General features: G+C 61.1%; 23 protein-coding genes. 11 read left to right on the top strand and 12 right to left on the bottom strand.

All coding sequences use genetic code 11. From position 1 onward, the window contains the following. Nucleotides 1-125 precede the first annotated feature (125 nt). Entirely contained in the window at nucleotides 126-860 is a 735-nt protein-coding gene (locus QO002_RS21580; RefSeq protein WP_307233764.1) for a Crp/Fnr family transcriptional regulator, read from the top strand. Nucleotides 861-919: 59 nt separating this feature from the next. Here the strand turns inward: QO002_RS21580 and QO002_RS21585 are convergent, their stop codons facing one another. From QO002_RS21585 to QO002_RS21615, 7 genes are all read right to left on the bottom strand, one after another. Next, nucleotides 920-1102: a DUF6894 family protein gene (locus QO002_RS21585; RefSeq protein ID WP_307233765.1), complete on the bottom strand. Its 183-nt coding sequence runs from the start codon at nucleotides 1100-1102 to the stop codon at nucleotides 920-922. Nucleotides 1103-1259: 157 nt separating this feature from the next. Further along, complete coding sequence (locus QO002_RS21590; RefSeq protein ID WP_307233766.1) at nucleotides 1260-2066, bottom strand: Hint domain-containing protein; 807 nt, start codon at nucleotides 2064-2066, stop codon at nucleotides 1260-1262. 277 nt (nucleotides 2067-2343) lie between these two features. Then, nucleotides 2344-3105 carry an SDR family NAD(P)-dependent oxidoreductase gene (locus QO002_RS21595; RefSeq protein WP_307233767.1) on the bottom strand — a complete coding sequence of 254 codons (762 nt, stop codon included), beginning with the start codon at nucleotides 3103-3105 and terminating at the stop codon, nucleotides 2344-2346. Between the two features lie 13 nt (nucleotides 3106-3118). Beyond that, the gene (locus tag QO002_RS21600) at nucleotides 3119-3931 is read right to left on the bottom strand and encodes an ABC transporter permease (RefSeq protein ID WP_307233768.1); all 813 of its coding nucleotides are present in this window, start codon (nucleotides 3929-3931) and stop codon (nucleotides 3119-3121) included. Beyond that, on the bottom strand, nucleotides 3931-4797 hold the full coding sequence (locus QO002_RS21605) for an ABC transporter permease (RefSeq protein ID WP_307233769.1): 867 nt from the start codon (nucleotides 4795-4797) through the stop codon (nucleotides 3931-3933). Before QO002_RS21605 ends, QO002_RS21600 begins: the two co-directional genes overlap by 1 nt. A 114-nt stretch (nucleotides 4798-4911) precedes the next feature. Further along, complete coding sequence (locus QO002_RS21610; RefSeq protein ID WP_307233770.1) at nucleotides 4912-6075, bottom strand: polyamine ABC transporter substrate-binding protein; 1164 nt, start codon at nucleotides 6073-6075, stop codon at nucleotides 4912-4914. Nucleotides 6076-6128: 53 nt separating this feature from the next. After that, nucleotides 6129-7214, bottom strand: coding sequence for an ABC transporter ATP-binding protein (locus QO002_RS21615; RefSeq protein WP_307233771.1), 1086 nt, complete (start codon nucleotides 7212-7214; stop codon nucleotides 6129-6131). Between the two features lie 190 nt (nucleotides 7215-7404). Between QO002_RS21615 and QO002_RS21620 the strand changes: the two genes are divergently transcribed. Further along, nucleotides 7405-8217, top strand: a complete 813-nt coding sequence (locus QO002_RS21620) for a helix-turn-helix transcriptional regulator (RefSeq protein WP_307233772.1) — start codon at nucleotides 7405-7407, stop codon at nucleotides 8215-8217. A gap of 12 nt (nucleotides 8218-8229) precedes the next feature. Here QO002_RS21620 and QO002_RS21625 read toward each other — a convergent pair whose 3' ends face one another. The 4 genes from QO002_RS21625 to QO002_RS21640 form a co-directional block, all read right to left on the bottom strand. Then, nucleotides 8230-8445 carry a hypothetical protein gene (locus QO002_RS21625; RefSeq protein WP_307233773.1) on the bottom strand — a complete coding sequence of 72 codons (216 nt, stop codon included), beginning with the start codon at nucleotides 8443-8445 and terminating at the stop codon, nucleotides 8230-8232. Between the two features lie 41 nt (nucleotides 8446-8486). Next, nucleotides 8487-9776, bottom strand: a complete 1290-nt coding sequence (locus QO002_RS21630) for a cystathionine gamma-synthase family protein (RefSeq protein WP_307233774.1) — start codon at nucleotides 9774-9776, stop codon at nucleotides 8487-8489. A 169-nt stretch (nucleotides 9777-9945) separates the two neighbouring features. Continuing rightward, nucleotides 9946-10536 (bottom strand): 3'-5' exonuclease, encoded by a 591-nt coding sequence (locus QO002_RS21635; RefSeq protein ID WP_307233775.1) that lies wholly within the window; start codon nucleotides 10534-10536, stop codon nucleotides 9946-9948. Between the two features lie 169 nt (nucleotides 10537-10705). Next, nucleotides 10706-13732, bottom strand: a complete 3027-nt coding sequence (locus tag QO002_RS21640; RefSeq protein ID WP_307233776.1) for a calcium-binding protein — start codon at nucleotides 13730-13732, stop codon at nucleotides 10706-10708. A 381-nt stretch (nucleotides 13733-14113) separates the two neighbouring features. Here QO002_RS21640 and QO002_RS21645 point away from each other — a divergent pair, with 381 nt between their 5' ends. Then, the gene (locus tag QO002_RS21645) at nucleotides 14114-14482 is read left to right on the top strand and encodes a hypothetical protein (protein WP_307233777.1); all 369 of its coding nucleotides are present in this window, start codon (nucleotides 14114-14116) and stop codon (nucleotides 14480-14482) included. A 148-nt stretch (nucleotides 14483-14630) separates the two neighbouring features. Beyond that, the gene (locus QO002_RS21650) at nucleotides 14631-15605 is read left to right on the top strand and encodes a SphA family protein (protein ID WP_307233778.1); all 975 of its coding nucleotides are present in this window, start codon (nucleotides 14631-14633) and stop codon (nucleotides 15603-15605) included. Between the two features lie 154 nt (nucleotides 15606-15759). Here the strand turns inward: QO002_RS21650 and QO002_RS21655 are convergent, their stop codons facing one another. Further along, the gene (locus tag QO002_RS21655; RefSeq protein WP_307233779.1) at nucleotides 15760-17376 is read right to left on the bottom strand and encodes an arylsulfatase; all 1617 of its coding nucleotides are present in this window, start codon (nucleotides 17374-17376) and stop codon (nucleotides 15760-15762) included. Between the two features lie 411 nt (nucleotides 17377-17787). Here QO002_RS21655 and QO002_RS21660 point away from each other — a divergent pair, with 411 nt between their 5' ends. The 7 genes from QO002_RS21660 to QO002_RS21690 all read left to right on the top strand — a co-directional run bounded on the left by QO002_RS21660 (nucleotide 17788) and on the right by QO002_RS21690 (nucleotide 25985). Beyond that, nucleotides 17788-18816, top strand: coding sequence for a substrate-binding domain-containing protein (locus QO002_RS21660; protein WP_307233780.1), 1029 nt, complete (start codon nucleotides 17788-17790; stop codon nucleotides 18814-18816). 65 nt (nucleotides 18817-18881) lie between these two features. Continuing rightward, entirely contained in the window at nucleotides 18882-20408 is a 1527-nt protein-coding gene (locus QO002_RS21665; RefSeq protein ID WP_307233781.1) for a sugar ABC transporter ATP-binding protein, read from the top strand. A 16-nt stretch (nucleotides 20409-20424) separates the two neighbouring features. Beyond that, a complete protein-coding gene (locus QO002_RS21670; RefSeq protein ID WP_307233782.1) occupies nucleotides 20425-21414 on the top strand; it encodes an ABC transporter permease in 990 nt (329 codons plus the stop codon). A 1-nt stretch (nucleotide 21415) separates the two neighbouring features. Continuing rightward, the gene (locus QO002_RS21675; RefSeq protein ID WP_307233783.1) at nucleotides 21416-22423 is read left to right on the top strand and encodes a sugar-binding transcriptional regulator; all 1008 of its coding nucleotides are present in this window, start codon (nucleotides 21416-21418) and stop codon (nucleotides 22421-22423) included. Then, complete coding sequence (locus QO002_RS21680; protein ID WP_307233784.1) at nucleotides 22420-23415, top strand: aldo/keto reductase; 996 nt, start codon at nucleotides 22420-22422, stop codon at nucleotides 23413-23415. Before QO002_RS21675 ends, QO002_RS21680 begins: the two co-directional genes overlap by 4 nt. Nucleotides 23416-23427: 12 nt before the next feature. Further along, on the top strand, nucleotides 23428-25170 hold the full coding sequence (locus tag QO002_RS21685; protein ID WP_307233785.1) for a glycerol-3-phosphate dehydrogenase/oxidase: 1743 nt from the start codon (nucleotides 23428-23430) through the stop codon (nucleotides 25168-25170). Then, entirely contained in the window at nucleotides 25143-25985 is an 843-nt protein-coding gene (locus QO002_RS21690) for a class I fructose-bisphosphate aldolase (RefSeq protein ID WP_307233786.1), read from the top strand. Before QO002_RS21685 ends, QO002_RS21690 begins: the two co-directional genes overlap by 28 nt. Nucleotides 25986-26041: the final 56 nt, after the last annotated feature.

A 26041-nucleotide genomic window follows, 5' to 3' on the forward strand; every position in this document is an offset into this window, starting at 1 on the left:
TCCTTAAGCCGGAATCGGTCTAAGGATAAAATTGTGCAGAAGGCATAAAGTGCTACGGCAACCTGAGTGCGTCATAGATGACGCACGGCGCTGCAGCCCGAACTCCGACGGGATTGGAGAATGGAATGTCACAACCAACGCAGCGCGCGGTTCAGAATATACTTCTGAAAGCGCTGCGACCGGAAGACTTCGACGCACTCTCTGCGCACATGGAGTGGGTAAAACTGTCTTTGAGGGAGGTTGTTGTCGAGGCAGATGAACCGAACCCATTCGTGTATTTCATAGAAGATGGACTGGCATCGGTCGTCGCCCGATCGTCGGATGGTGAAACATGCGAAGTCGGTCACGTGGGGCGCGAAGGCATGACCGGTTACCACGTGCTTCTCCTGACGCGCACCACCACGCATCGAACGTTCATGCAGGCAACCGGAGCCGGCTTCAGGGTCGCCGTCCAGCCGTTTCTCGGCGTCGTGAACAACCATTCACAGATGCACAGCCTGTTTCTTCGCTACATTCATTCCTGCGAAGTTCAGCTCGGACATTCGGCTCTGGCGAACGCCCGCTACAGCATGTATGCGCGGCTGGCGAGATGGCTGCTGATGTGCCATGACCGAATTGACGGTGACAACCTGCCGCTGACGCATGAGTTCCTGTCTCTGATGCTAGGCGTCCGGCGATCGGGCGTAACCGATCAGCTCCATATTCTGGAAGGCCTGCATGCGATAAAGGCCACGCGGGGAAATGTCCGGATCATCGACCGACGCAAGCTTGAGGAGGTCGCCGGCGGCTGCTATGGCGCCGCCGAGGCGGAGTATAGGCGCCTGATCGAGGAGCCGGTGGAAGATTTCGATCTTTCGTGAACTCAATCCGAAGCCGTCACGGCTTCGGAAAAGGCGATTTTCATCAATACATTTCCGGTTTAGTCGCAAATTTCGATGCTTCTTCCAAAGATCGTGCGCCCTTCGCGCATCGCCGTGCTCATCAAGGCTCGTGCATCCGCGATGGCCTCGATCCTCGCCTGGCCGAGATCGTCCAGTTCGGTTCCCTCGGGGTCATCGATGGGTCCGTTGGCGGTCATGATGTTGAAAAAGTACCTGGGCACGCAGCGCCGCTCCTCGCGTCGGCTCTCCAAACCTAGCCAAAACTTGGGATGCGGCGCAAGCACGGGGCAGCGGTAAAGGCGCGCAATTCACGCCTCCGTTCCAAACCGCTTGCCAGGGGACAGCAGGAGCAGAAAAAGCAGTTACGTCTCCGAGATTTCAGGAACGGTCGTGACAGCGCGCCGCTACCGTTTCGTAAATCTGTTCCGCCGGTTGGGTCAGTGGCAAAAAGCGCCCCATGGCCAGCCGCAGAAGGGCTTTCAGATGGAGGCGGCCACCGTATCCGACTGTTGCAGCGAGAGGCAGCATCTTCCCGACATCGGAATACAAGCGAGCAAATTCCGCAAAATTGCTGAAATCCTCGTGGTTGCCGGCCCTCATTAAAAAGGTTTCCGTTGCCGCACCGTTCGCAAGCACGGCCTCGTGGGTATCAAGCACGATATGGAAATATTCGAGAACGTCGGTTTTTGCCGGAAGAGCGGGGACAACCGAACTGCCGTTGACCAGGTCCCGGGCCTGGATAAGCACGCCTTCGAGCAACAGACCGTGTCCGGGCGACAGATAGAGGTCGGCATACGGCGTATTTTTTCCCAGGGCATTCTTCGCAATACGGATCGGCATGACGTTTGACGGCCACCGTGCGCCGCGACGCTGGTAGCGGTTGAAACCGATCCATTTCACCGGCTTGGCGGTTCCGTTCGCGGTCTTGACGAGATCGCCGATCCGGAGGCTCTCGACGGGAACCTCGCCGGCTGTCGTCAGGATGGAGGTGCCCCGCACAAAGCATCGCGAGCCATCCCCTTTGTCCTTGTCCTTGTCTTTGTCTTTATCCGACTTGGCGTAGCCTATCGTTGGAACTGTCATGGCCAGGATTGCCGCAGCCTTCGCTCCTGCTGCCGCCGTAAGGCCAAGGAAATGTCGTCTTGTGCGTCCGAGCACCGTATGGCTGTCGCGTTCAACTGGCATGTTGGCCTCCAATGGTCGGTAGGACTGATGTTGGCCCAGTCTACCTTGGTTTTGGAAGCACGCAGATTACTCAAAAAGGACAGCTGAGGGCATTTTTGTCGGAATATTGAAGCATTCGAGGGAGAAGCTACGCCAAATGATGTAGGTGACGTACCCTCGCGTGATTGCCGCATATACTCACGGAGAGGGCTAAAAACGCTTGCCCTACCGCTTTCGCCACCCTGCCTGCGAACGCCTGTTTTGACGTTCGCAGGGGCCGCAGCTTAAAGCGATGGAATTAGACCACCGTCTCGCCGCCGTCGACGACAAGGATCTGGCCGGTCATGTAGGACGAGCGGTCGGAGACGAGGAAGAGGATCGGTTCGGCGATTTCGGAAACATCCGCCCAGCGACCGAGGGGCACCTTGTCGGCGATATAGGCTTCGATTGCCTGTCTACCGCCCATCTGCGCGATGAAGGGTTCGTTGAAGGGGGTATCGACCCAGCCGGGGCAGAGTGCGTTCACGCGGATGCCGAATTTTGCATAGTCGCCGGCCATCTGCCGGGTCATGGCGATGACGGCGTGTTTCGTCGTCGTATAGGCGATCATCTCGCGGTCGTAGAGCACGCCGGATGAGGACGCCGTATTGAGGATCACGCCCTTGCCCGCCTGCTTCATGATCGGCATGACAAAGCGCGCCGCCATAAAATGCGCTCGCACGTTCAGCGACCAGGATTTGTCGAAACCTTCAATCGCCACCTGCTCGAGATCGCCGGCCACCTGCGCGCCGGCATGGTTGTGCAGGATATCGATACGGCCATGATGCTCCACGACGGAGGCGATGCCGGCCTCCAGCGCATCGTCGTCGGTGACATCGAGAACGAGGCTTTCTGCTGTTCCGCCGGCCTCGTGGATCAATTCCACGGTCTCGCCGGCATTCATGAAATCCACATCGACGACGACGACGTGAGCGCCTTCTCGCGCCATGGCCAGTGTGCCGGCACGGCCGATACCTGAGCCGGAGCCGGTGACAATGGCGACGCGGTTCTTGAGGATCATGGCGGCCTCCCGTTCAGTTCGTTGTTTTCTTTTCGCGCATCAGGAAACGCGCGATGAGGATCATGCAGAGCGACGCCACCAGCACCATCGTCGCGATGGCGTTGATCTCGGGCGTGACGCCGCGGCGGATGGAGGCGAAGACATAGATGGGCAGCGTCGTGTTGGAGCCGGCGACGAAGAAGGCGATGATGAAATCGTCGAAGGAGAAGGTGAAGGCGAGCAGGAAGCCGGCAAGGACCGACGGCATGATTTGTGGCAGCACGATCTGGCGGAAGGTCGTGAAGGGCGTTGCATAGAGATCGTTGGACGCCTCGACGATATCGCGGCCGAGGCTGGCGATGCGGGCTTTGACGATCATCGTCACCAGCGCCATTGTGAACAACCCGTGGGCTGCGATGATCGAGCCGAAGCCGAGGGAGAGTTTCGGTGGCTGCTCGCCCGGCCATGCGGCTGCCAGCAGTGGATTGATGAAGCCGAAGACCTGTACCAGCGCCACCAGCGTCGCAATGCCGATGACGACGCCCGGCACGACGATGGCGGCGGCGAAGAGACCATCGAACACGGCCCGCATCCGGCCACCCAGTCGCTCCATGCCGAGCGCCGCCATGGTTCCGAAGACGGCTGCGAGCACGGCGCTGATGAAGGCGATCACGAGGCTGTTCTGCAGCGCGTCCGTCAGGAAGGTGTTGGAGAGCGCCTTGGCATACCACTGGGTCGAGAAGCCGACGAACTCGCTGGCGCTGCGGCCGGAGTTGAACGAGAACAAAACGACCAGCGCAATCGGCGCATAGAGAAAGACATAAACGGCAGAAATGAAGCCACGCATCAGACGAGATCCACCTGTCGTGTGCCGGCCACGCGCCACGCGATGCGCATGGCAACAAGCAGGATGATGACGACGACCACGACGAGCGTCACGGCAATCGCCGAACCGAACGGCCAGTTGCGCGATTGCAGGAAGAGATCGACCAGCGCATTGCCGATGAAGAACACCTTGCCGCCGCCGAGAAGCTGCGGAATGAGGTATTCGCCGAGCAGCAGGATGGTAACGAGCGCAACCCCGGTCATGACGCCGGGCAGCGACAGGGGCAGGGTGATGCCGAAGAAGGTCGAGATCGGTTTGGCCCCGAGATCGGCGGAGGCTTCCAGCAGGCGGCGGTCGAGCTTCTCGAGGCTCACATAGATCGGCATGATCATCAGTGGCAGGTAGCTGTAGACGATGCCGAGCAGCACGGCGCCCGGCGTATTGAGGAGCCGGACATTCTCGATGCCGACCATCTCAAGGAGATGCGGCAGGCCACGGGCGCCCAGAATGTACATCCAGGCATAGACGCGCACGAGCAGGCTCGTCCAGAACGGCACGACGACCAGCGAAACCAATACCAGCCGGTATTTCGGGCTTGCCTTGACGGCCAGATAGTAGGCGACGGGATACGCGACCAGCAGGCAGAGGAAGGCGCCGACCGGGGCGAGCATCAGCGTGTTCTTGAAGGCTGCCGCGCGGGCTCCGAGATTGGCGAATTGCGCAAAGGTGAAGGACGCCTGATAGCCGCCTTCCGGCGCGCGCTCGCCGAAGGAGAAGACGACGATGGCGATGAACGGCAGCACCAGAAACACGAACAGCCACAGGCTTGCCGGCGTGAGCAACGCGGCAGTGACCAGGCGTTTCTTGGTTTCGGGTGTGATGGCCATCGGATGTTTTCTGTTTGAGGAGTGGAGGCGGCCACGCCCGGGGGCGTGACTGCGGTGTTTGAAATCCTTGCGCTGGAACCCTCTTCTTCCCGTTGGGGAGAAGAGGGAGCCAGATTAAGCAGACTTGAAGCGCGCCATCAGCTCCGCGCGGCCCGGATCGGTCAGCGTCACGGCGGCGCCGAATTCCAGGGGCGTCAGCGATGCCTCGTCCGGATAGACGATCTTGTTGGAGGTGATCTCCTTCGGTAGCAGTGCGATGATGCGGCTGTCGGTGGCGGGCGCGCCGTTGGCGATATGCTCCTTTACCGCGTTGGCCGGGTCCATCAGATAGTTGAGCAGGGCGTAACCGGCCGCCTTGTTCGGTGCGCTCTTGGGGATGGCGTAGTAGTCGGTCCAGATTTCGCCGCCGTCGGTGCCGAGGATATAGGCGATCTCAGGCATGTCGCGGTTGAGCTGGGCGCCGTCATTGGTCCAGCACATGGTCATCCAGGCGTCGGTCGAGCGCATGGAGGGCTGGTAGTCGGAGTTGATGGCGAAGAGATGCGGCTTGACCTTGATCAGCAGCTCTTCGGCCTTGGCGAGTTCTTCGGCCTTGATCGAGTTGAAGCCGTAGCCGAGCGAGACCAGCGCGCTGCCGATCGTCGTCAGCTGGTAGTCGTGCACCATGGCGCGGCCGTCGGCTTCCGTCTGGGCGATCTCGAAGAAGTCCTTCCAGGTGGTCAGCTTGCTTTTGATCTTCGAGGTGTTGACGGAGAAGCCGGTCGTACCCCAGTTCTTCGGCACCGCGTAGGTCTTGCCGTCGATCTTGCCTTCCGAGGTGAAGCGCGGGTTCTGCGTCGTCTGGCTGAAGTTCGGCACCTTGGCGAGATCGAGCTCCTCGATCAGGTCGAGCTTCTGGTAGGTGGAGATCGTGTAGTTCGTCGGCACGAACAGCGACCAGCCGGAAGCGCCCGCCTGCAGCTTTGCCAGCATTTCCTCGTTCGAGCCGAAGACGTTGACCTCCACCGCGACGCCGGTCGCGGCGGTGAAGTTCTCGAAGGTTGCGGGGTCATGGTAGTTCGGCCAGGTGGCAATCGACATCTGCGTGCCGAGGTCTTCCGCCGCAAAGGCCGGGCTCGAAAGCGCGCCGGGGAAGCGGGTCATGACCGCGGTCGCCAGACCAAGGCCGGTGATACCGAGGAAATGCCGGCGAGAGACGGAGCCGCGCTTCAGGCGCATGAACTCGTCCATGAAGCCCGATGCGGAGATGGGAAGATTATCCTTGTAGTCCTTGCTCATGATGCTGTTCCCTTTGTTTTGATTTTAGGCTGCACGTGATGCTGAAAAGACAGTTATGCTGAAAAGATGTGGGCGGCTCTCGGATCGAAGCCGAGGAAGACCGCTTCGCCGGGCTCGACCAGTTCGCTGTCCTGAATGCCGCGCCGGTCGGCGGTCACGAGAAAATCGCCAAGCCCCGGAACGCTGACGGCATATTCCGCCGACGAGCCGAGGAAAATGCGGTGGGTCACCGTTCCTTCAAACGAGGCGAGATCGGTCGCGGCTGCCCGGGTGAGCCGGATGGCCTCCGGGCGGATCGCGACGATTGCATCGCCGGGCGCGAGCGACGCAACGCCTGCTGATATCGCCGAGCCATCCTTCAGTCTAAGCGTGCTGCCGTCCGCCTCAAGCTTCGCATCGATACGGTTGGTCTTGCCGACGAAATCCGCGACAAAGAGATCGGCGGGTCGATCATAGACCTCCTGCGGCGATCCGAGCTGGCGGATGCGCCCCGCGCTCATGACGCAGACGATATCTGCCATTGAGAGCGCCTCTTCTTGATCGTGGGTCACGAGCACGAAGGTGATGCCAAGCTCGCGCTGCAGCGTCTGCAGTTCGATCTGCATGGCCGAGCGCAGCTTCTTGTCGAGCGCGGCGAGCGGCTCGTCGAGAAGCAGCACCGACGGACGATTGACGAGCGCGCGTGCCAACGCAACACGCTGTTGCTGGCCGCCGGACATTTCATGGATGCGGCGCTTGGCGAAGCCATCGAGCCGCACCATCTCCAGCGCTTCCGCCACCCGGTGGTTGATTTCGGCAGAGGTGAGCTTCGGCCGCATCTGCTTCAGGCCATAGGCGACATTCTGCTCGACGTTGAAATGGGGAAACAGCGCATAGTGCTGGAACACCATGTTGACCGGGCGGCGATAGGCGGGGATGCCGTTCATCTCGCGCCCGTCGATCAGCACGGTGCCTTCGCTCGGCTGCTCGAAGCCGCCGATCATGCGCAGGCAGGTGGTCTTGCCACAGCCGGACGGGCCGAGCAGCGCCAGGAAGGCGCCCTTCGGCACGGTAAGGTTGATGTCCGTCACGGCGGTCACGGCGCCATAGTTTTTCGTGACCGAACGGAACTCGATGTCGTTCGTCGAAGCGGATGTCAAATCTGTTCCCCGCGGTTGGTTTGGAGAGGACAGTCTATCGCTGCCTTTTGCCACCGTCGTTAGGAAAAGACTAAGCCCGCCCCTCCCGGACGGTATATACCCCGAAAGAGGTATTTTAGCTCGAAAAGCTTCGTGGAAGGTATATACCGGCAGCCGCGATACGTGGCGGCGAATGGAGGGAGGCAGTCGGATGAGCACAAATCTCGAAGCGCTGTTCCAGGCGTTCAGTGCCACCATCGGCAAGCCGGCCATGGACGATGCTACCTTCGGCGAAACCTTCCGGCAGATGATGTCGTCGCTGGTGCGGTTCGACTATCTCGTGGTCTTTGCCTATCGCGGCAAGGAGCGGCCGGTCGATCTCTACAGCACCTTCAATGCGAAGGAGCACATCATCTTCGTCACACTCTATCAGGCCGGTCCCTATCTGCTCGACCCTTTCTACCAGACGGCCCAGGATCGCCGCGCCGGCGTCTTCCGCATGCGGGAACTGGCGCCAGACCGATTCTTCTCCAGCGAATATTACCGTACCTATTATGTGCAGACCGGTCTTGCCGAGGAAATCGGCTTCTTCGTCACAACAGACGATGACATCACCATCGCCCTGTCGCTGATGCGGCGCGAGGAGACCGGCGTTTTCCCGGCTGCGGAGTTCGCGGTGTTGAAGCAGGCGGAGCCGCTGGTGACGGCCATGGTGCGGCATTACTGGTCAGGCCTTGGAAGCCGTTTCGATACGCAACGCAGGTCCGGTCCTCGCGGGCGCAAGCGTGGTGCGGGCGAAAAGGCGCTGCAACCGGCCGATGCCGTCTGGCGTGGTCTGAACCTCACCAGTCGCGAAACGGCGATCGTCGATCTCGTGCTTCAGGGGCATTCGTCGGAATCGATCGGCCTGAAGCTCAATATCTCCACCGGTACGGTCAAGGTTCATCGCCGGAACGTCTATCGGAAGCTCGGCATCTCCTCCCAGACCCAGCTTCTGTCGCTCTATCTCCAGAACCTGACGTGACGCGGATACAGCCTACCAGTTGCCGGGGTCGGCGGTGTGATCGATCAGGGCAAATTCGTCGGCCGTCGCGCGGTCCAGCTTCTGATCCGTCGCCACATTTGCCTCATCCGTCACCGCATAGCGGACAGGTGGCGGCCCCTTGGCCAGCTGCTGATACATGAGCAGGGCGGCCTCTTCGGCCGTGTCGGCCTGGATCTGCTGCGTGGTGGTGACCGTGAATGTCTGCATGGCCTGATCTCCTCTGTTGTTTTTCCAGCGCCGTCGAAAATCTAGCTCCGGCTTGCCTCCAGCGCGATTTCCAGGTCCGCGATCAGATCGTCGGGATGTTCTATGCCGATCGACAGGCGGATGGTGGATTCCAGCACGCCGATCCTCTGGCGGACATCCAGGGGCACGCCGGAATGCGTCATTGTTGCGGGGTGGCTAGCAAGCGATTCCGTACCGCCGAGACTGACGGCAAGCTTGAAGATCTGAAGGGCGTTCAGGAACTTGAACGAAGCTTCCTGACCGCCCTTGATGTCGAACGAAAATGTCGACCCCGCCCCGGTGCACTGCGCTTCGAAAGTCTTGCCGAGCGGGGAGGCCGGGTCGTGATAGGGAAGATAGTGGATGCCTTCGACCAGCGGATGATCGCGCAGTAAATCGGCGACCTCCTTTGCGTTGCTGTTTGCCTTTTCCATCCGGATCGACAGGGTTTCGAGCGAGCGGCCGAGCATCCAGCAGGAATGCGGATCGAGCTGCGTGCCGATGGCACCGCGCAGCGCCTTGACCTGTTTCATCACCGCCTTTGGACCCAATGCCGCGCCAGCGATCAGGTCGGAATGTCCTCCGACATATTTGGTCAGCGAGTAGAGTGAGATATCTGCGCCGTGCTCGATCGGGCGCTGGAAGACAGGCCCCAGCAGCGTGTTGTCGCAGGCGATGATGGGTGTGTGTCCCTGCATCCTGCCGATTGCGTCGGCGATCCTGCGGATCATCGCGATATCGACGAGGCTGTTGGTCGGGTTGGCCGGTGTTTCGATGAGGATCATCGAGACCCGTCCCTTCGCCGCGGCCTGATCGGCTGCCGCCTGTACGGACTGCTCGTTGACGCCATCGGAAAAGCCGACGGCCGCGACGCCCATGTTGAGGAAGGTCTTTGCCAGCAGCGTCTCTGTGCCGCCGTAGAGCGGCTGCGAATGGAGAATGGCATCGCCCGGCCGCACGAAGGCGAGCAGCGTCGTGGCGATGGCTGACATGCCGGAGGAAAACAGCGCGCAGCTCTCCGTCCGCTCATAGACAGCCAGGCGGTCTTCGACGATCTCGCTGTTGGGATGGTTGAAGCGGGAGTAGACGAGGCCGGCTCCGGTGCCTGCCGGCGGCTCGCGGCGGCCAGATACGAAATCGAAGAAGTCGCGCCCTTCCTCCGCTGATCGGAAGACGAAGGTCGATGTCAGAAACACCGGCGGCTTCACCGCCCCTTCCGAGAGTTCCGGGTCGTAGCCGTAATTCAGCATCTGCGTTTCAGGATGCAGCGCATGATTACCGATGTGGGTCTTGGAGGGGTGTGGAGCGGTCATGGCAATCTCCTCTGCGGGGGTGCAAGCAGCTTACACCAACGATCGATGAAGTATCGACGTATGTCTCCGATCAGGGATTTGCCAGAAGCAGGCTGGATTTTCCTGCCCGCAATCGTTGCTTCCTATTTCGCTGAAGGAGAACCCCGCAGGAGCAGCCTCCTGCGACCACCTATTGCTTTCGACAGGTGCAGGCGTCGTAACCGCCAGCAAACAGGCGGCCGGCTTTCATGCCGATCATCGACGGTATCTCGCGGACATGCGAAACGCGCAAGGAACGCGCGATCGCGATCGCCGCCTCGGCGCAGATCGCGGCGTCTTCGGCGGCATTGTGATGCTTGAAGCTCAGGCCGAGATGGCCGGCCAGAATGTTGAGCTTGTGGGAGCCGAGATGCGGCCAGACCCTCTGCGCCATCTTCACCGAGCAGAGATAGGAGAGCTCTGGATAGCTTTGCCGGTAGAGATCGAGGCACGAGCGCCAGACGCTGAAATCGAAGGCGGCATTGTGGGCGATCATCGTCGCACCGCGAAAATCGTCCGTGAACTCGTCCATCACCTCGGGAAACTCGCATGCGTCCTCGACATGTTCAGGACGGATGCCGTGGATGGCAATGTTGAAGGAGGAAAACCGCATGCCCTTCGGACGGATCAGCCGCTCTTCGACCCGCACGACCCTGCCATCCTCTATCCAGGCAAGCCCCACGGAGCAGGCGCTTCCACGTTGCTCATTGGCGGTTTCGAAATCGATGGCGATGGTCTTCAAGATGGTATCCCGGCTGCTCGTGCGCCGCTTCTACTGCATAATTCCCCAAACCGGAATCGGCTTGCGGATAAATTATGCCGCAGGCATGAAGGCGAGAGTCAACCCTGGTGTGTCACAGAGAACGCAAGGCCCGCACTTGCGAAAGGGCAAGTCCGGGCCGAGGCGATGTTCAGACCAGAATGAAATCGCTGGCGCTCAAGGTAGATACATTGTCGAAGGTTGCCAGCAGGACCGCTTCCTTGTCGCCGCCCTTGCCGTCGCCATCGAACCAGAGCCGGTGCGTATCCTTCTCGTAGAGGAAGGTTGCGCCGGTTGTCGTGAAGTTGGCTTCGTCGGCAAGCACAAGCTTGATGGCGGTTCCCTTGCTCAGGCCAAAGCTGATGTCATCGATGGCGATCTTGTCCTCGCCGCGCTTGAAGTCGGTGATCTGGTCACCGCCATCGGCGAGGTAGCTGAACTGGAAGGTGTCCTTGCCGGATCCGCCGGTCAGATGATCTCCACCGGAGCCGCCGATCAGCGTGTCGTCGCCACCCCGGCCCTGGAGGATATCGTCCTTGCTGCCGCCCGAAATCCATTCGCTGGCATTCGAGCCCCGGATGTCGTCGTCCTGGCTCGTGCCCCAGATGCGCTCGAAATTCTTGGCGGTCAGGCCGCGTGCGAGGCCGTCGTTCTTGGAATTGTCAAGCAGGTCGAGTTTCACCGAGGAATCATAACCGTAATAGTTGAAATCCAGCGTATCGATGCCGGAGCCGCCATCGAAGGTATCCTTGCCGGTGAATTCGTTGCGGGTGAACCAGTCGTCTCCCGAACCGCCGAGCAGCGTGTCATTGCCCGCATCGTCGTAAAGGAAGTCCTTGCCCGCACCGCCATTGAGCGTGTCGTTGCCGGCATTGCCGCGCAACACGTCGTCGCCGGTACTCCCGGCGACGGTGTCGTTGCCCTTGGTGCCGACAAAATCGAGCGATTCCATACCGGAGAAGGAAGTGGTGGAATTGACCTTCACCGTGCCGGTGCTGAAAGAGAACTTGACGCCGGTCGCGAGCGCCGAGACATCGACATAGACCTTGTCCGTGCCGCTGCCGCCGATGGCGGTATCACCACTGTTGATATGGATGTAGTCGTTGCCGGCGCCGCCATCGATGCTGTCGGCGTCCGTATCGCCGTTGGTTCCGGCGGCCCAGATCGTATCCGAACCATCGCCGCCCTTCAGGGTGTCGCGGCCGTTGCCGCCATAGATCCAGTCGTCGCCACCAAGGCCCGAAAGCGTGTCGTTGCCATCATTGCCATCGAACGTGTCGGAAAGATTGCCGCCGGTGAACGTGTCGCCGCCCGAGCCGCCGGTGATATGGACGCGCTCGAAATACTTGAGCGTGGCGTCACCATTGACGAGGGTGGCATTGGCGCTCAGCGTGAAGGTGAGCGCCTTGGTGCTTTCATTCCGGTCGATTTGCGCAAGATCGGTGCCGCTGCCGCCTTCGGCCACGAGTTTGCCGAAGGTGTAGCCGATGCCGGCATTGAACTCCACGACGTCGTTGCCGGCACCGAGATCAAGCGTCGTCGTGTCGCCGCCGCTATGGGCCTCGAAAATCGAGAGATGGACCTCGTCGTCCCCATCGCCGGCAGACAGGTTGTTGTTGCCGCCGAGATCATAGAGGACGTCGTCGCCCTTGCCTGCAATGATCTTGTCGTTGCCAAGCCCGCTGTCGAGCAGGTCGTCGCCTACGCTGCCATAGAGCTGGTCATTGCCGCTATAGGACTGGAACCAGACGCGCTGGGCATTACCGGCCTTGAGGACGTCGTTGCCATAGGCGGTGAAGACGTTGAAGATCTCAGTATCCTGCGCAAACGTGCCGTTCGATAGCGTGCCCTTGCCGTTGACGACATCAAATGTGTAATTGGTCGTCTGGTAGCCATAGACATCGATGTAGGCGGTGTCCGTGCCGGAACCGCCATAGATTTTGCCCTTGCCAGACCCGGCGAAGATCGTGTCGTTGCCCGCTTCACCGGAGAGTGTGTCGTCACCCGCCCCACCATCGATATAGTCGTCGCCGGCCCCGGCCTTGACGGTATCGTTTCCGTTATAGGTGACGATATGATCCTTGCCGCCGAGCGTTACGATCGTATCCTTGTTGTTCGAACCGTAGAGTTCGTAGTTCTCGATGTTGAAGATGGTCGAACCATCGGCGAGCGTGTTGACGACAGTGGAGGCCTTGGCGGTGAAACTGCCGTCGATATTGCGGATTTCGAGTTTGTCATCACCGCTCCCGCCGTCGATCTTGTCCTTGCCGTTGAACATGGTCATCAGGATCTGATCATCGTCTGCGCCGGCGTTGACGGTGTCGGTGCCGGAACCTGTGATGATGTAATCCTCACCGCTGCCGCCGTTCAGCGTATCGTTGCCATCGCCACCCCAGAGGTAGTCGTCACCACTACCGGCATCGAGCGTATCATTGCCGTCCTCGCCGTAGAGGGCATCATCGCCATTGCCGCCGGTGATTGCGTCATTGCCAGCACCACCCTGCAGATTGTCGTCGCCGTAGCTGCCGCTGATCGTGTCGTCACCTTCGCCACCGTAGATGTGGTCGTCGCCCTGGCCGCCATAAAGCGTATCCTTGCCGACGCCCCCGTCGAGGTAGTCATCGCCGCCAAGCCCGTAAAGCTTGTCATTGCCGTTCTGTCCGCTGAAGCGGTCGTTCCAGCGGCCGCCGGTCAGCGTGTCGGCAAAGCTGGTTGCCGAGACCGTGTATTGCTCGATGCCGCTGACGGTGAAGCCGAACAGGTTGACGGTCTTGGTCGGATCCTGCGCGGTAAAGGTGACGCCGGCCGTGTTGTATTGCAGGTTGATATCGACAGTGTCCGTTCCGAGCCCGCCATCGACGACATCGCTCTTCCAGTCGCTGATATTGTAATCGCTGAAACGATCGTCGCCCAGCCCGCCCGACATGGTGTCGGCGCCGGTGCCGCCGGTGATGATGTCGTCGCCCTGGCCGCCGGAGATCGTGTCATTGCCGAGATCCCCGGAGATGGTGTCGCCCTGGAAGCCGCCGCTGATCGTATCGTTGCCTTCGCCGCCCATCAGGTTATCGGCGCCGAACAGGCCGTAGATCTTGTCGTTGCCGCCCTGGCCGTAGATGTAGTCGTAGGCATTTTCGCCCGTCAGTGTTTCCGATGCCTCGGTTCCGTATTTGGTCGCCATTTTGCTCACCCATAGTCTGTGTTTCTGACAGCAGCAGCCATTCGCCAACCGCATTGCGGAGGACGTCAAGACGCTGTTCATGAACGTTGGAGGTCAGGCCGCCGCAGTTCCGCGACAGGACGTGTTCCTGTCGTGCCGGTATCTGCTCACAGTGCGGGATTCAGTCCTGTTTCTGCGGGAACAAGCCCGCAGCGCGTCCTTGCCTCGTGAGATTGGATCGACGGGGGGATTGTAACGTCAATTGCATGAATCATCCGGCACCCGTCTGAAGCGGGTCATCGGATTGGCGGGCGGATATGTTCAGCCGCGTCCAGAGGGGGAACAACTGCGCCGCGAGCGGGTTTCAGATGGTCTCGACAGAACACGGCGGAGGAACAGGCGATGACCAATATCAAGGCCCGAGGATTTGAGAGCGTTGCGCAGCTGCGGGAGCACATGGCGGAGGTGGACGATGAAAATCCGCGCAAGATATCCGTTGCCGAACACAATGAGCACATGAAGCAACGCGAAATCGCCTTGCTGCGTGCTGAGGTGGCCGACCTGCACGAACGGATTTCACTCATTCGCGAGCAGACTGACGCCGTAGACGAGCCTGTTTTTAAACAGGAGACTCACCCTTGGTTGAGGATAATCGCTACCGTGGCAACGACCTTCGTTCTCGGGCGTCTGGTTCAACGTCTTCGCCTGGGAACGCCCGGTGCAGCGGCAGTTCCGATGATCGCCGCGCAGCTGGATCGGAGGTTCTGGTAGGACCGAAAACTGGCGATGGGGGTGTCCAGGGGCCCAGTTCGATACCCCGGGAGGTGGCGGATCCCCCGCCGGTGAGGCAATGTCCAGGCGCAGATGTTCAGGTAACAATTGATTCGCAGGTATTCGGGAGAGCATGATGGGGCTGCAGATGGCGAAGATAACGGCGATGGCGCTGGGGGGAGCGGCCTTCTGCCTGTCTGGCCAGTCCTTTGCGGCAGAAGGCGGGGCGGGGTTCTACCTGCTCGGCTCAAAGGGTCCTGCCGCCGCGATCCTGCCGCCGGCGGGGGTCTTCTTCCAGAATGATTTCTACATCTACTCCGGCGACCTTGGCGGCGGCGCAGCACTTCCGACCGGCGGCAAGCTTGCCGTTGGCGTCGAGGGCAAGGCGGCGATCGAAATCCCGACCGTCATCTGGGTTCTTCCCGAAGAGGTCATGGGCGGCCACGTCGGGCTCTCGGCAACCCTGCCGGTCGGCTGGAAGGACACGTCCGCGGACGGCACGTTGACCGGGCCGCTGGGCGGTATCGCGACCGGGTCGACGACGGATACCGTCCTTACGGTCGGCGATCCCCTGGTCAGCGCCTTCCTCGGCTGGGAAAGCGGCAACTTCCATTATCAGGTCGGAACCATGGTGAACGTGCCGATCGGCGACTACCAGGACGGCGAAATCTCCAACATCGCCTTCCATCACTGGGGAGCCGACGTGTTTGCGGCTGCGACCTGGCTTGACCCGAACATCGGTTTCGATCTGTCGGGCGTGGTCGGCATGACGTTCAACGCGGAAAATCCGGCGACCGACTACAAGACGGGCAACGAGTTCCATTTCGAATGGGCGGGCGTTCAGCATTTCAACGAACAGTTCGATGCCGGTCTGGTCGGCTACTATTACAATCAGGTCACCGGTGACAGCGGCGAGGGCGCAAAACGCCCCTTCAAAGGCGAGGTTGCGGCCATCGGCGCGACCATCGGCTGGAACTTCAAGGCTGGCGAAATCCCGATCTCGACCCGTCTCAAATACTTCCATGAATTCGACGCCACGAACCGGGCGCAGGGCGATGCGGTGTTCCTGACCCTGTCGATGCCTCTGGCGATCACCCCGCCCACGAACGTCGCTGCACAATAGGGAATATTAGAGTTTGTCAGGGAAAGTGGAAACCGGTTTTCCCGAAAAGACAAACGAAAACAAAAGAACCGAGAGGATGTCTGGTTCAATCTGAACCAGACATCCTCTAGAATGAGAAGACGCGCCCCTGGTCGGGCGCGTCTTCGCGTACTTTTTACTTTTCGATGCCGCGTTCCTTGAAGGACTGGTCGATTGCCTTGTTCACCTGTTCGCGTACGCCCTCGATGTTGAAGCTCGCGACACGCTGGCTTGGCGGGTATTTTATGAAGGTCTCCAGGAACGTTGCAGCCTTCAGCTGTCCCTTCACGAGCAGGTAGTCGTTGCGGACCAGCCAGTCATTGTACTGGTCGGAAACGAGGTCGGCCCGCTCGAAGGGGTCCATGCGCAGGTTGAAGAGCTTCGGCAGACGCAACGTCACCAGAGGCTCCTGCCAGACCTGGAAACCGCCGGGCACACGCTGCTCGTGGAAGACGACTTTCCAATCGTCGTAGCGGATGGACACGAGATTTCCGTCATCATCGAAATAGTAGAACTCGCTGCGCGCGCTCTTGTCCGATTTACCGGTGATGTAGTCGAGCTGGTTGTAGCCATCCAGATGGTTTTTGTAGGTCGTCCTGCTTCCATCCGGCTTCCATCCGTTCAGGAGACGATCCTTCACGCCCGCATCGCCCGCAGCAGCAAGCAGTGTCGGAAACCAGTCGAGACCGGAAACCATGCCGTTGGAGACCTGTCCCGGCTTTATGTGGCCCGGCCAGCGAACTAGGGCAGGCACGCGGAATGCACCTTCCCAGTTGGTGTCCTTTTCGCTGCGGAACGGTGTCGTTGCAGCGTCCGGCCAGGAAAACTGGTTCGGTCCGTTGTCGGTGGCGTAGACGACGATGGTGTTGTCGGCGATGCCGAGTTCATCGAGCTTGTCGAGCAGTTTGCCGACGTCGCCGTCATGCTCGATCATGCCGTCGCCATATTCATTGCCTTGCATGCCGCTCTGGCCGCGCATGGATTCGCGCACATGGGTGAACACATGCATGCGTGTCGTGTTCATCCAGGTGAAGAATGGTTTCTTCGCCTTGACCTGTCGGTCGATGAAGTCGATGGCGGCAGCCGTCGTTTCGTCGTCGATGGTCTCCATCCGCTTCTTGTTGAGCGCGCCGGTATCCTCGATCTTGCCGTCGGCCGAGGCCTTGATGACGCCGCGGGGGTTGTAGGCTTTCAGGAATTCCGGGTCGTCCTTCGGCCAATAGGGCGCCTCCGGCTCTTCCTCGGCATTGAGGTGGTAGAGATTGCCGAAGAACTCGTCGAAGCCGTGCTTGGTCGGCAGATATTCGTCGCGGTCGCCAAGATGGTTCTTGCCGAACTGACCGGTGGCATAGCCCAGCGGCTTCAGCGCCTGGGCAATCGTGATGTCGCCATCCTGTAGTCCCACTGCAACACCCGGTGCACCAACCTTGCACAAACCGGTGCGCAGGCAGACCTGTCCCGTGATGAATGTGGAGCGGCCTGCCGTGCAGCTGTTCTCGGCATAATAGTCCGTGAACATCATGCCTTCCTTGGCGATCCGGTCGATGTTCGGCGTCTTGTAGCCGATCACGCCGAAGGAATAGGCGCTGATATTGGTCTGGCCGATGTCGTCACCGAAGATGACGAGGATGTTGGGTTTTGCCGCAGCGGCATCCTGCGCATGGGCGGTGGTTTCAGCCAGCGGCAGTACTGTCAATGACAGGGCGATTGCGGCTGTGGCGCTCAGCAGTCTGCTGGAAAAGGTGTTTGTCATGATGGTCTTCCTGTTCCTTGGACGTCTCTGGACATTACGATCTCCTTTTGAAGGGTAGGCCGGCTTCCACTTTGGCCGTTGATGGTGACGGCATGGTTGCAAAATCGTGGAATGGAAATACGGTATGGTAACAAGCCGGAAATGGAGGTTAATCAAGGCTTTACTAAACCAGAGCCTCCATTCGCCGGGATGCTGCGATAGAAAGGATGGGAGGTCAAGGGATCGTCGGAGTGAGGCGGAACAAGAGATATGAAATATATTTCAATATATGAATTATATTGACATCCATTCTTTCTTGTCCTTTATTGCCCCCATCGAACTTCGAGGAGGAAGTTCGATTTCAACGCGATCAGCGGCGTCAATGTGACGCCCTCGGGCTTTTGGGAGGGGCTTCGGCCTCGAGGAGGAATCTTGCGCAAATTTATCAGCTCGACCGCCATGGCGGTCCTTGCAACTACGCTTTTTGCCGGCACGGCCGCTGCGGAAACGGACAATCCGTTCCGCTGCAAGCCGGGCGAAAAATACGTCATGAACGTCATGGTCTCTGGCGTCGAATACTGGTTCCCGGTCTATGAAATGTTCAAGCAGGCCGGCCAGCAGCTTGGCTGCGAGACGGAATATACCGGCACACCGGAATATGACGTCAACAAGCAGATCGCCACCTTCGATCAGGCGCTGGCCCAGAACCCGGCCGGCATCCTCGTGCATCCGATGAACTCCGATCCGTTTATCGAGCCGATCAACCGGGCGATCGACCAAGGCACGGCGGTCGTCACCTTCGCGGCAGACTCGCCGCTCTCCAAGCGCGTCTCCTTCATCACCTCGGACAACAATCGCGAAGGCGTCTATGCCGCCGATGCGATCGCCGAGAAGATGGGCGGCAAGGGCGAATATGCGGTTCTGGAAAATCCGGGTCAGGACAACCACGACAAGCGCATCACCGCCTTCATCGGCCGCATGACGGAGAAGTGGCCGGACATGAAGCTCGTCGGCCGCGCCGCCTCCAACCAAGACCCGACCAAGGCCTATCAGGGTCTGTCCAGCTTGATCCAGGCCAATCCGAACCTCGGCGCTGTCTTCATGCCGGAAGCCAACTCGGCAATTGGCGCGTCGCAGGCCGCCAAGGAAAACGGCGGCAAGGTTCTCGTCATGTGCGCCGACGTCAACGCCAACATCCTCGACATGATCAAGGCCGGCGAAGTCTTCGGCTCGATCAACCCGAACCAGGGAATGCAGGGTTACATGGGCTTCATGCTGCTATGGCTCGCCAAGCATCCTGAACTGATCGACCCGATGAACGACGCCAAGCGCTCGGGCTTCAACCCGATGAGCATCCCGGTCGTCGACAACGGCCTGTCGATCGTCACCGCCGAAAATGCCGACGACTTCTATTGGGACAAGTACCTGAAGCGCCGTGGCACCAAGGGCATCGAGGAATAAGCTCGTTAAAAATGCCATCCGCGTCCCTGCGGCGCGGATGGCATGACGGCAGAGGGAGGAAGACGATGGCGGAGCCGGTGCTCACCATTCATGGCGTGACCAAGCACTTCGGGGCGGTGAAGGCGTTGACAGATGTCAACTTCACCCTCGAACGCGGCGAAGTCCATGCGCTGTGCGGCGAAAACGGCGCCGGCAAGTCGACGCTGATGAACATCATCGCCGGCGTCTTGCAGCCGACTGAGGGCGAAATCCGCGTCGATGGCAAGCCTGTGCGCATTTCCTCGCCCGCTGCCGCCCAATCGCTCGGCATTGGCCTCGTACATCAGGAAATCGCGCTTTGCCCGGATGCGACGGTTGCCGAAAACATGTTCATGGCCGCGACCAACCGCCGCCGTACCCCGTTCATGAATTACCGTGCTTTGGAGCGCGATGCGCAGGCCGTGATGAACCGGCTGGCCGCCATCGACGTGCGCCAGAAGGTCGCCCATCTGCCGATTTCCAGCCAGCAGCTCGTCGAGATCGCCAAGGCGCTGACGCTCGACTGCCGCGTTCTCATTCTGGACGAACCGACTGCAGCCTTGACCGAAACCGAGGCGCAGCAGCTGTTCTCCATCATCCGCGACCTCAAGGCGAACGGCATCTCGATCATCTATATCAGCCACCGCATGGCTGAGATCTTCAGCCTCTGCGACCGGGTCACCGTGTTCCGTGATGGCCGTTATGTCTGCACCGACAACATTGCCGATGTGACGGCTGACGATGTCGTGCGCCGCATGGTCGGCCGCGAGATCACCCAGCTCTATCCGGACAAGCTCGCAACGGACGAGGCCTCCAGCGAAACCATCCTCGAAGTCGACGGCATCAGCGACGGCGTGCGCTTTCACGACGTGCAGTTCAACGTGCGCCGTGGCGAAATCCTCGGCATCGGCGGCCTGATCGGCTCCGGCCGCACGGAGATCGCCGAAGGTATCTGCGGGCTTCGGTCACGCACGGCGGGGGAAATCCGCCTGCATGGCAGGCCGCAGGCGATCCGCGCCTATGCGGATGCCGTCAGGGCCGGCATTGTCTATCTGTCGGAAGACCGCAAGGGCTCTGGCATCTTCCTGGAGATGTCGATCGCCCAGAATATCTCGGTCCTGAACCTGAAGGCGCTTACCAACCACGCCGGGCTGCTCAACGGCCGCGCAGAGGCGGCGTTGGCGGAGGATTTCGCGCGGCGGCTTGCCGTGCGCATGGGCGGGGTCGAGGCGCCGGTCAAGTCGCTTTCGGGCGGCAACCAGCAGAAGGTGGCGATCGCCAAGCAGCTGGCCGTCAAGCCCAGGGTGATCCTGATGGACGAGCCGACGCGCGGCATCGATGTCGGTGCCAAGGCTGAAATCCACCGGCTGCTGCGCGATCTCGCGCGCTCGGGCATCGGTATCGTCGTCATCTCGTCGGAAATGCCGGAACTGCTCGGGCTTTGCGACCGCGTGCTCGTCGTCCGGGAGGGGCGCATCGCTGGAGAGCTTGGCGCCGAAGACATGACGGAGGAGGCCGTGATCCGCCTTGCATCGGGGGTCAGTGCGGCAAGGACGGCTGATCATGCCGCGTAAGGAGGGAGAGACGGGAATGGCAATCGATACGATGGCGGCGGACATGCCGAAGACGGGGCACTGGAAGCGCATCGGCACCATGCGCGAAGCCGGGTTGATCGCGATCATCCTTGCGCTCTGCGTGATGATGAGCTTCGCCTCGCCGCACTTCCTGACGCTCGGCAATTTCCGCGCCATGCTGATGAGCTTTTCGGTGGAAGGCATCGTCGTCGTCGGCATGACGATCCTGCTGATCGTCGGCGGCATCGATCTCGCGGTCGGCTCGGTCGTCTGCTTTGCCATGGTGTTGTCGGGGTCGCTGTTTCTCGCCGGGCTCGATCCGTGGACGGCCTCGCTGATCGGCATTTTCGCCAGCGGCGTCATCGGCGCGATCATGGGCTTCTTCGTGACGGTGGTGGGCCTGAACCATTTCATCACCTCGCTTGCGGGCATGGTGATCGTGCGCGGCATCTGCCTGATCATCACCAAGGGCACGCCGCTGTCGCTCTTCACGCTGCCGCCGAGTTTCAAGGCGGTGGGGCAGGGCACATTCTATGGCGTTCCCTATGTCATCCTGATCTTCGTCGCCGTCGTCGCGCTGTTCGATTTCCTGCTGCGCCGGGCAACGGCCTTCCGCAAGGTGTTCTATACCGGCAGCAACGAGAAGGCGGCGCTCTATTCCGGCATCCGCACCAATCAGGTGAAATTCTGGGTGACGGTGCTGTGCTCGACCCTCGCCGGTGTCGCAGGCGTAATCTATATGTCCCGCTTCGGTGCTGCGACCCCGACCTTCGGCGTCGGCATGGAACTGAACATCATTGCGGCGGCCGTCATCGGCGGTGCTTCGCTCAATGGCGGCTCGGGCACCATCTTCGGCGCAATCCTCGGCATGGCGCTCCTCTCGGTCGTCACCTCGTCGCTGATCCTGCTTGATGTCTCCGTCTATTGGCAGGACATGATCAAAGGGTGCATTCTGCTCGCCGCCGTTTCCATCGACCATTTTCTGCACAAGCGGAAGGCCGTCTGACATGCCGATCCTCAAGCCGAAACCCAAGACGACAGCGCCGCGCGAAGAGACCGTCATCGCCCGCCAGATGCACCAGGCGCTCGTGCTGCACTTTCTCGAGGGCCTGACGCAGGCGCAGATCGCCGACCAGCTCGGCCTGTCGCACGCCACCATCAACCGGCTGATCAAGCGCGGCCGCCAGCTCGGCCTCGTCGAGATCAAGATCAAGTCGCCGGTGGAGCCGCTGGTGGATATGGAAGAACGCCTGCTGGCGCTCGGCGGCATCAGCCGCGCCGTCGTGGTGCCGACCGTCTCCGACAACCCGCAGACCGCGCTTCAAGCGGTCGGCGAGGCCGCGGCCCGCCTGCTGCTCGAAGAGATCGCCGATGGCGACACGATCTGCATCACCGGCGGCAAGGGCGTCAGCGCCGTGGTTGCCGGCCTGCAACCGGCCCGCCGCTTCGATGTCGAGGTGATCCCTGGGACCGGCTGCGTACAGGGCAAGCACTATACCGACGTCAACCACGTCTCGACGCTGATGGCCGACCGGCTCGGTGGCCGCTCCTACCAGATCCATGCCCCGCTGTTTGCCGACGATGCCGAACAGCGGGGCATGCTGATCAACATGCGTTCCGTCGCCGATGTCTTCAAAAGGGCACGCGAGGCCAAGGTCGCGATCGTCGGCATTGGCTCTATCCTCACGGACGATTCGAGCTATTACGACCTGCACCCGTCCTCCAGCACTGACCGTGCCGCGATCGAGCGCTCCGGCGCCAGCTGCGAACTGCTGGCCCATCTGCTCGATGAACACGGCCGGGTCTGCGACTACAGCCTGAACCGTTCGCTGGTCTCGCTCACCTTGGCCGAATTCGCCTCGATCCCGATGAAGATCGGCGTCGCCAGCGGTCCGAACAAGGCAGGCCCGATCCTCAGCGTGCTCCGCGGCAACCATCTCGATACGCTGGTCACCGACGAGGCGACCGGGGCACGCATTCTCGAAATAGCATCCGAAGAAGGGTTTTCAGCATGAGCGGCGAACAGTTGATCCGCGAGATCGGACGCTCCGGCGTCAAGGCGTCCGCCGTCGGGCTCGGCACCTGGGCGATCGGCGGCTGGATGTGGGGCGGAACAGATGAGGCGCAATCCGTCGCCGCTATCCAGGCCTCGCTTGATGCGGGCGTTACCCTTATAGACACCGCCCCCGCCTATGGCCTCGGCCGCTCGGAAGAGATCGTCGGCAAGGCGCTCGCCGGCCGTCGCGACAAGGCCGTAATCGCCACCAAATGCGGCCTTGTGTGGCACACGCAGAAGGGCAAGCACTTCTTCGATCAGGACGGCAAGCCGGTTCACCGCTATCTCGGCCGCGATGGGATCATCCACGAGGTCGATGAAAACCTGCGCCGGCTCGGTACGGATTATATCGACCTCTACATCACCCACTGGCAGGACCCGACGACGCCGGTCGAGGAGACCGTCAGGGCGCTGGAAGAACTGAAACAGGCGGGCAAGATCCGCGCCATCGGCGCCAGTAACGTCAACCCGTCAGAGCTTCAGCAATACATATCAACTGGTTCGCTCGATGCGATCCAGGAGCGGTTCAGCATGATCGATCGTCAGATCGAGGCGGACCTGCTGCCGCTCACCGTTGCAAACGGCGTGTCCACGCTCAGCTATTCCTCGCTGGCGCTCGGCCTTTTGTCCGGCGCGATCGGGCCGGAACGCATCTTCTCCGGTGACGATCAGCGCAAGGACAATCCGCGCTTTTCCGTCGCCAACCGGCAGAAAGCGAAGGATTTTGCAGAGGAGATCCGACCCGTTGCGGAGCGGCATGGCGCCAGCATCGCCCAGGTGGTGATCGCCTGGACGCTGGCTCAGCCGGGTGTGACCTTTGCGCTCTGCGGCGCGCGCAACCCGGAACAGGCGCTCGACAATGCCCGGGCCGGAACGCTCAGGCTTTCTGCGGACGATCTTGTCGCCATTGACGCGGCGCTCGCCGCGAAGCTTGCCAACATGGACGGATAACAGGCTGTCATCATGAACCGTGAAGAGACATTGGCCGGGCTTCGCAAAAGCCCGAAGGTGGACGTGTGCGTCCTCGGCGGCGGCATCAACGGGCTCAGCGTCTTTCGCGAGCTGGCGCTGCAAGGCGTCAACGTGCTCGTCGTCGACAAGGGCGATTATTGCTCCGGCGCCAGTGCGGCGCTGTCGCGCATGGTGCATGGCGGCCTGCGCTATCTCGAAAACGGTGAATTCAGCCTGGTGCAGGAATCGCTCGTCGAGCGCGACCGGCTGCTGCGCAACGCCCCGCATTATGTCGCGCCGCTGCCGACCACCGTTCCGATCTTCGATGTCTTCTCCGGGCTCGGCAACGGTATCGTTCGTTTCCTCGGCCTCACCCGCCGCCCGAGCCGCCGCGGCGCCGTCGCCATCAAGACGGGTCTCGCCATCTACGATTTCCTGACGCGCAAGCGGGCGCTGATGCCGAAACACCAGTTTCGCGGGCGCCGCAGCACGCTTGCCAAATGGCCGGCGCTCAACCCGGCGATCCGCAACTCCGCCACCTATTACGACGCCTGGGTCAGCCACCCCGAGCGCATCGGCATCGAGTTGTTGCGCGACGGCCTCTCGGCCGGCCCGAACGCCGCCGCCCTGAACTATACAACGATCGAACAGGCACCAGCCGGCGGCTTCCTGCTGCGCGACGGCGTTTCGGGCGAGACGCAGACGATCGAACCGACGCTGATCATCAACGCCACGGGCGGCTGGATCGACATCGCCAATGGTTCGCTCTTCCCCGAAGGCACACGCCCCGCACCGCTGATGGGTGGCACCAAGGGCTCGCACCTGATCATCGATCATCCGGGCCTGCGCGACATGCTTGACGGCCACATGATCTATTACGAGAACGAGGACGGCCGCATCTGCATCCTCTTCCCCTATCTCGGCAAGGTTCTGGTCGGCTCGACGGATATAAGGGTAGACGACCCCGGCACGGTGCGCTGCGAGGCAGAAGAGCGCGATTATATCCTGCAATCGCTCGCCTTCGTTCTGCCGGGCATCGTCATCCGGCGGCAAGAGATCGTATTCCAGTTTTCCGGCGTGCGGCCGCTGCCTGCGAGCAACGACAGCTTCACCGGCCGCATTCCGCGCGACCATTTCTGCACCATGCTCGAAGGCAGCGGGCCGCCCGTGCTCTGCATGATCGGCGGCAAGTGGACGACCTTTCGTTCCTTCGGCGAACTGGCCGCCGACATGGCGCTGGAACGGCTCGGCCGCCCGCGCCAGCTGGATACCGCCGAGCGTACGTTCGGGGGCGGACGAGCCTTTCCGGCCAATCCTGACCTCTGGATCCGGGAGCTTGCCGAGGCGACGGGGATTTCCATAGATCGCGCCGCCAAACTCTTTGCCCGCTACGGCACGGATGCGCAGGATGTCGCCCGCTTCATCGCGCTCGAACCGGACCATGCCTTGCTGCATGCCGGCTACAGCGCCCGCGAACTCATCCACCTCATCCGCCAGGAGGCGGTCGAGCATCTGGACGACCTGCTGTTGCGGCGCACGACGCTTGCCATCACCGGCGAGCTTTCAGCTGCCATGACCAACGCCGCCCTCGACATCCTCGCCGCCGAAAAAAGCTGGCCGCCGCCGCGCGTGGCCGAGGAGCGAACCCGTTTTCTCACCCTCCTGAACGATCGTCACGGCGTCACGGAGGAAACCCTTTCCGCAAGGAACGAACAAAGGAGTGAACTATGCGAGACATCAGCAAAGTCCGGATGAACCGGCTGTTCGGCAACGGCCGTTGCCTGGATGTGGCGATCGATCATGGCGTCTGCAACGAGCCGTCCTTCCTCGACGGGCTGGAGAATGTTCCTGCCGTCGTGAAGGCGTTGGTCGATGCGAAACCCGATGCGATCCAGATGAACTATGGCCAGGCCGACCTGCTGCAGGACCTGCCCGGCAAGGAAAAGCCGGCGCTGGTCATCCGCATCGACATGGGCAACCCCTATAACCGCATCCGCCACCGCGACATGTGGGCCGTGCTGCAGAACGAGGCCGAGCCACTGATCGGCGCGCTGCAGATGGATGCCGCCTGCGTCGTCGTCAACCTGTTCATGCTGCCGGACGAGCCGGATCTCTTCCGCCAGTGCGTCCAGAACATTGCCCGCGTTCGCGCCGACTGCGAAAAATACGGCATGCCGCTGATGATCGAACCGCTGGTCATGCAGCCGGTGACGGAGCGCGGTGGCTACATGGTCGATGGCGATGCCGACAAGATCGTGACGCTGACGCGGCTTGCTCGCGAGATGGGCGCCGATATCGTCAAGGCCGATCCGACGACCAACCCGGAGGATTTCCATCGCGTGGTCGAGGCGGCGCGCTGCCCGGTGCTGGTGCGCGGCGGCGGCAAGGAAGACCTGTCCGCCGTGTTTGCCAAGTCCGCCGCCCTGATGCGGCAGGGCGCTGTTGGCATGGTCTACGGCCGCAACATCTACCAGCACGCCAACCCGAACGCCGTCGTGCGCGGCCTGATGGCGATCATCCACGAGGACGCGAGCGGTGATGAGGCGTTCGCTAGATATCAGCAGGGTTGATTGGGCATTCGGAAACATCCCCCTCTGTCAGCTACGCTGACATCTCCCCCTCAAGG

The sequence above is a fragment of the Pararhizobium capsulatum DSM 1112 genome (genome assembly GCF_030814475.1).
Classification (GTDB): domain Bacteria; phylum Pseudomonadota; class Alphaproteobacteria; order Rhizobiales; family Rhizobiaceae; genus Pararhizobium; species Pararhizobium capsulatum.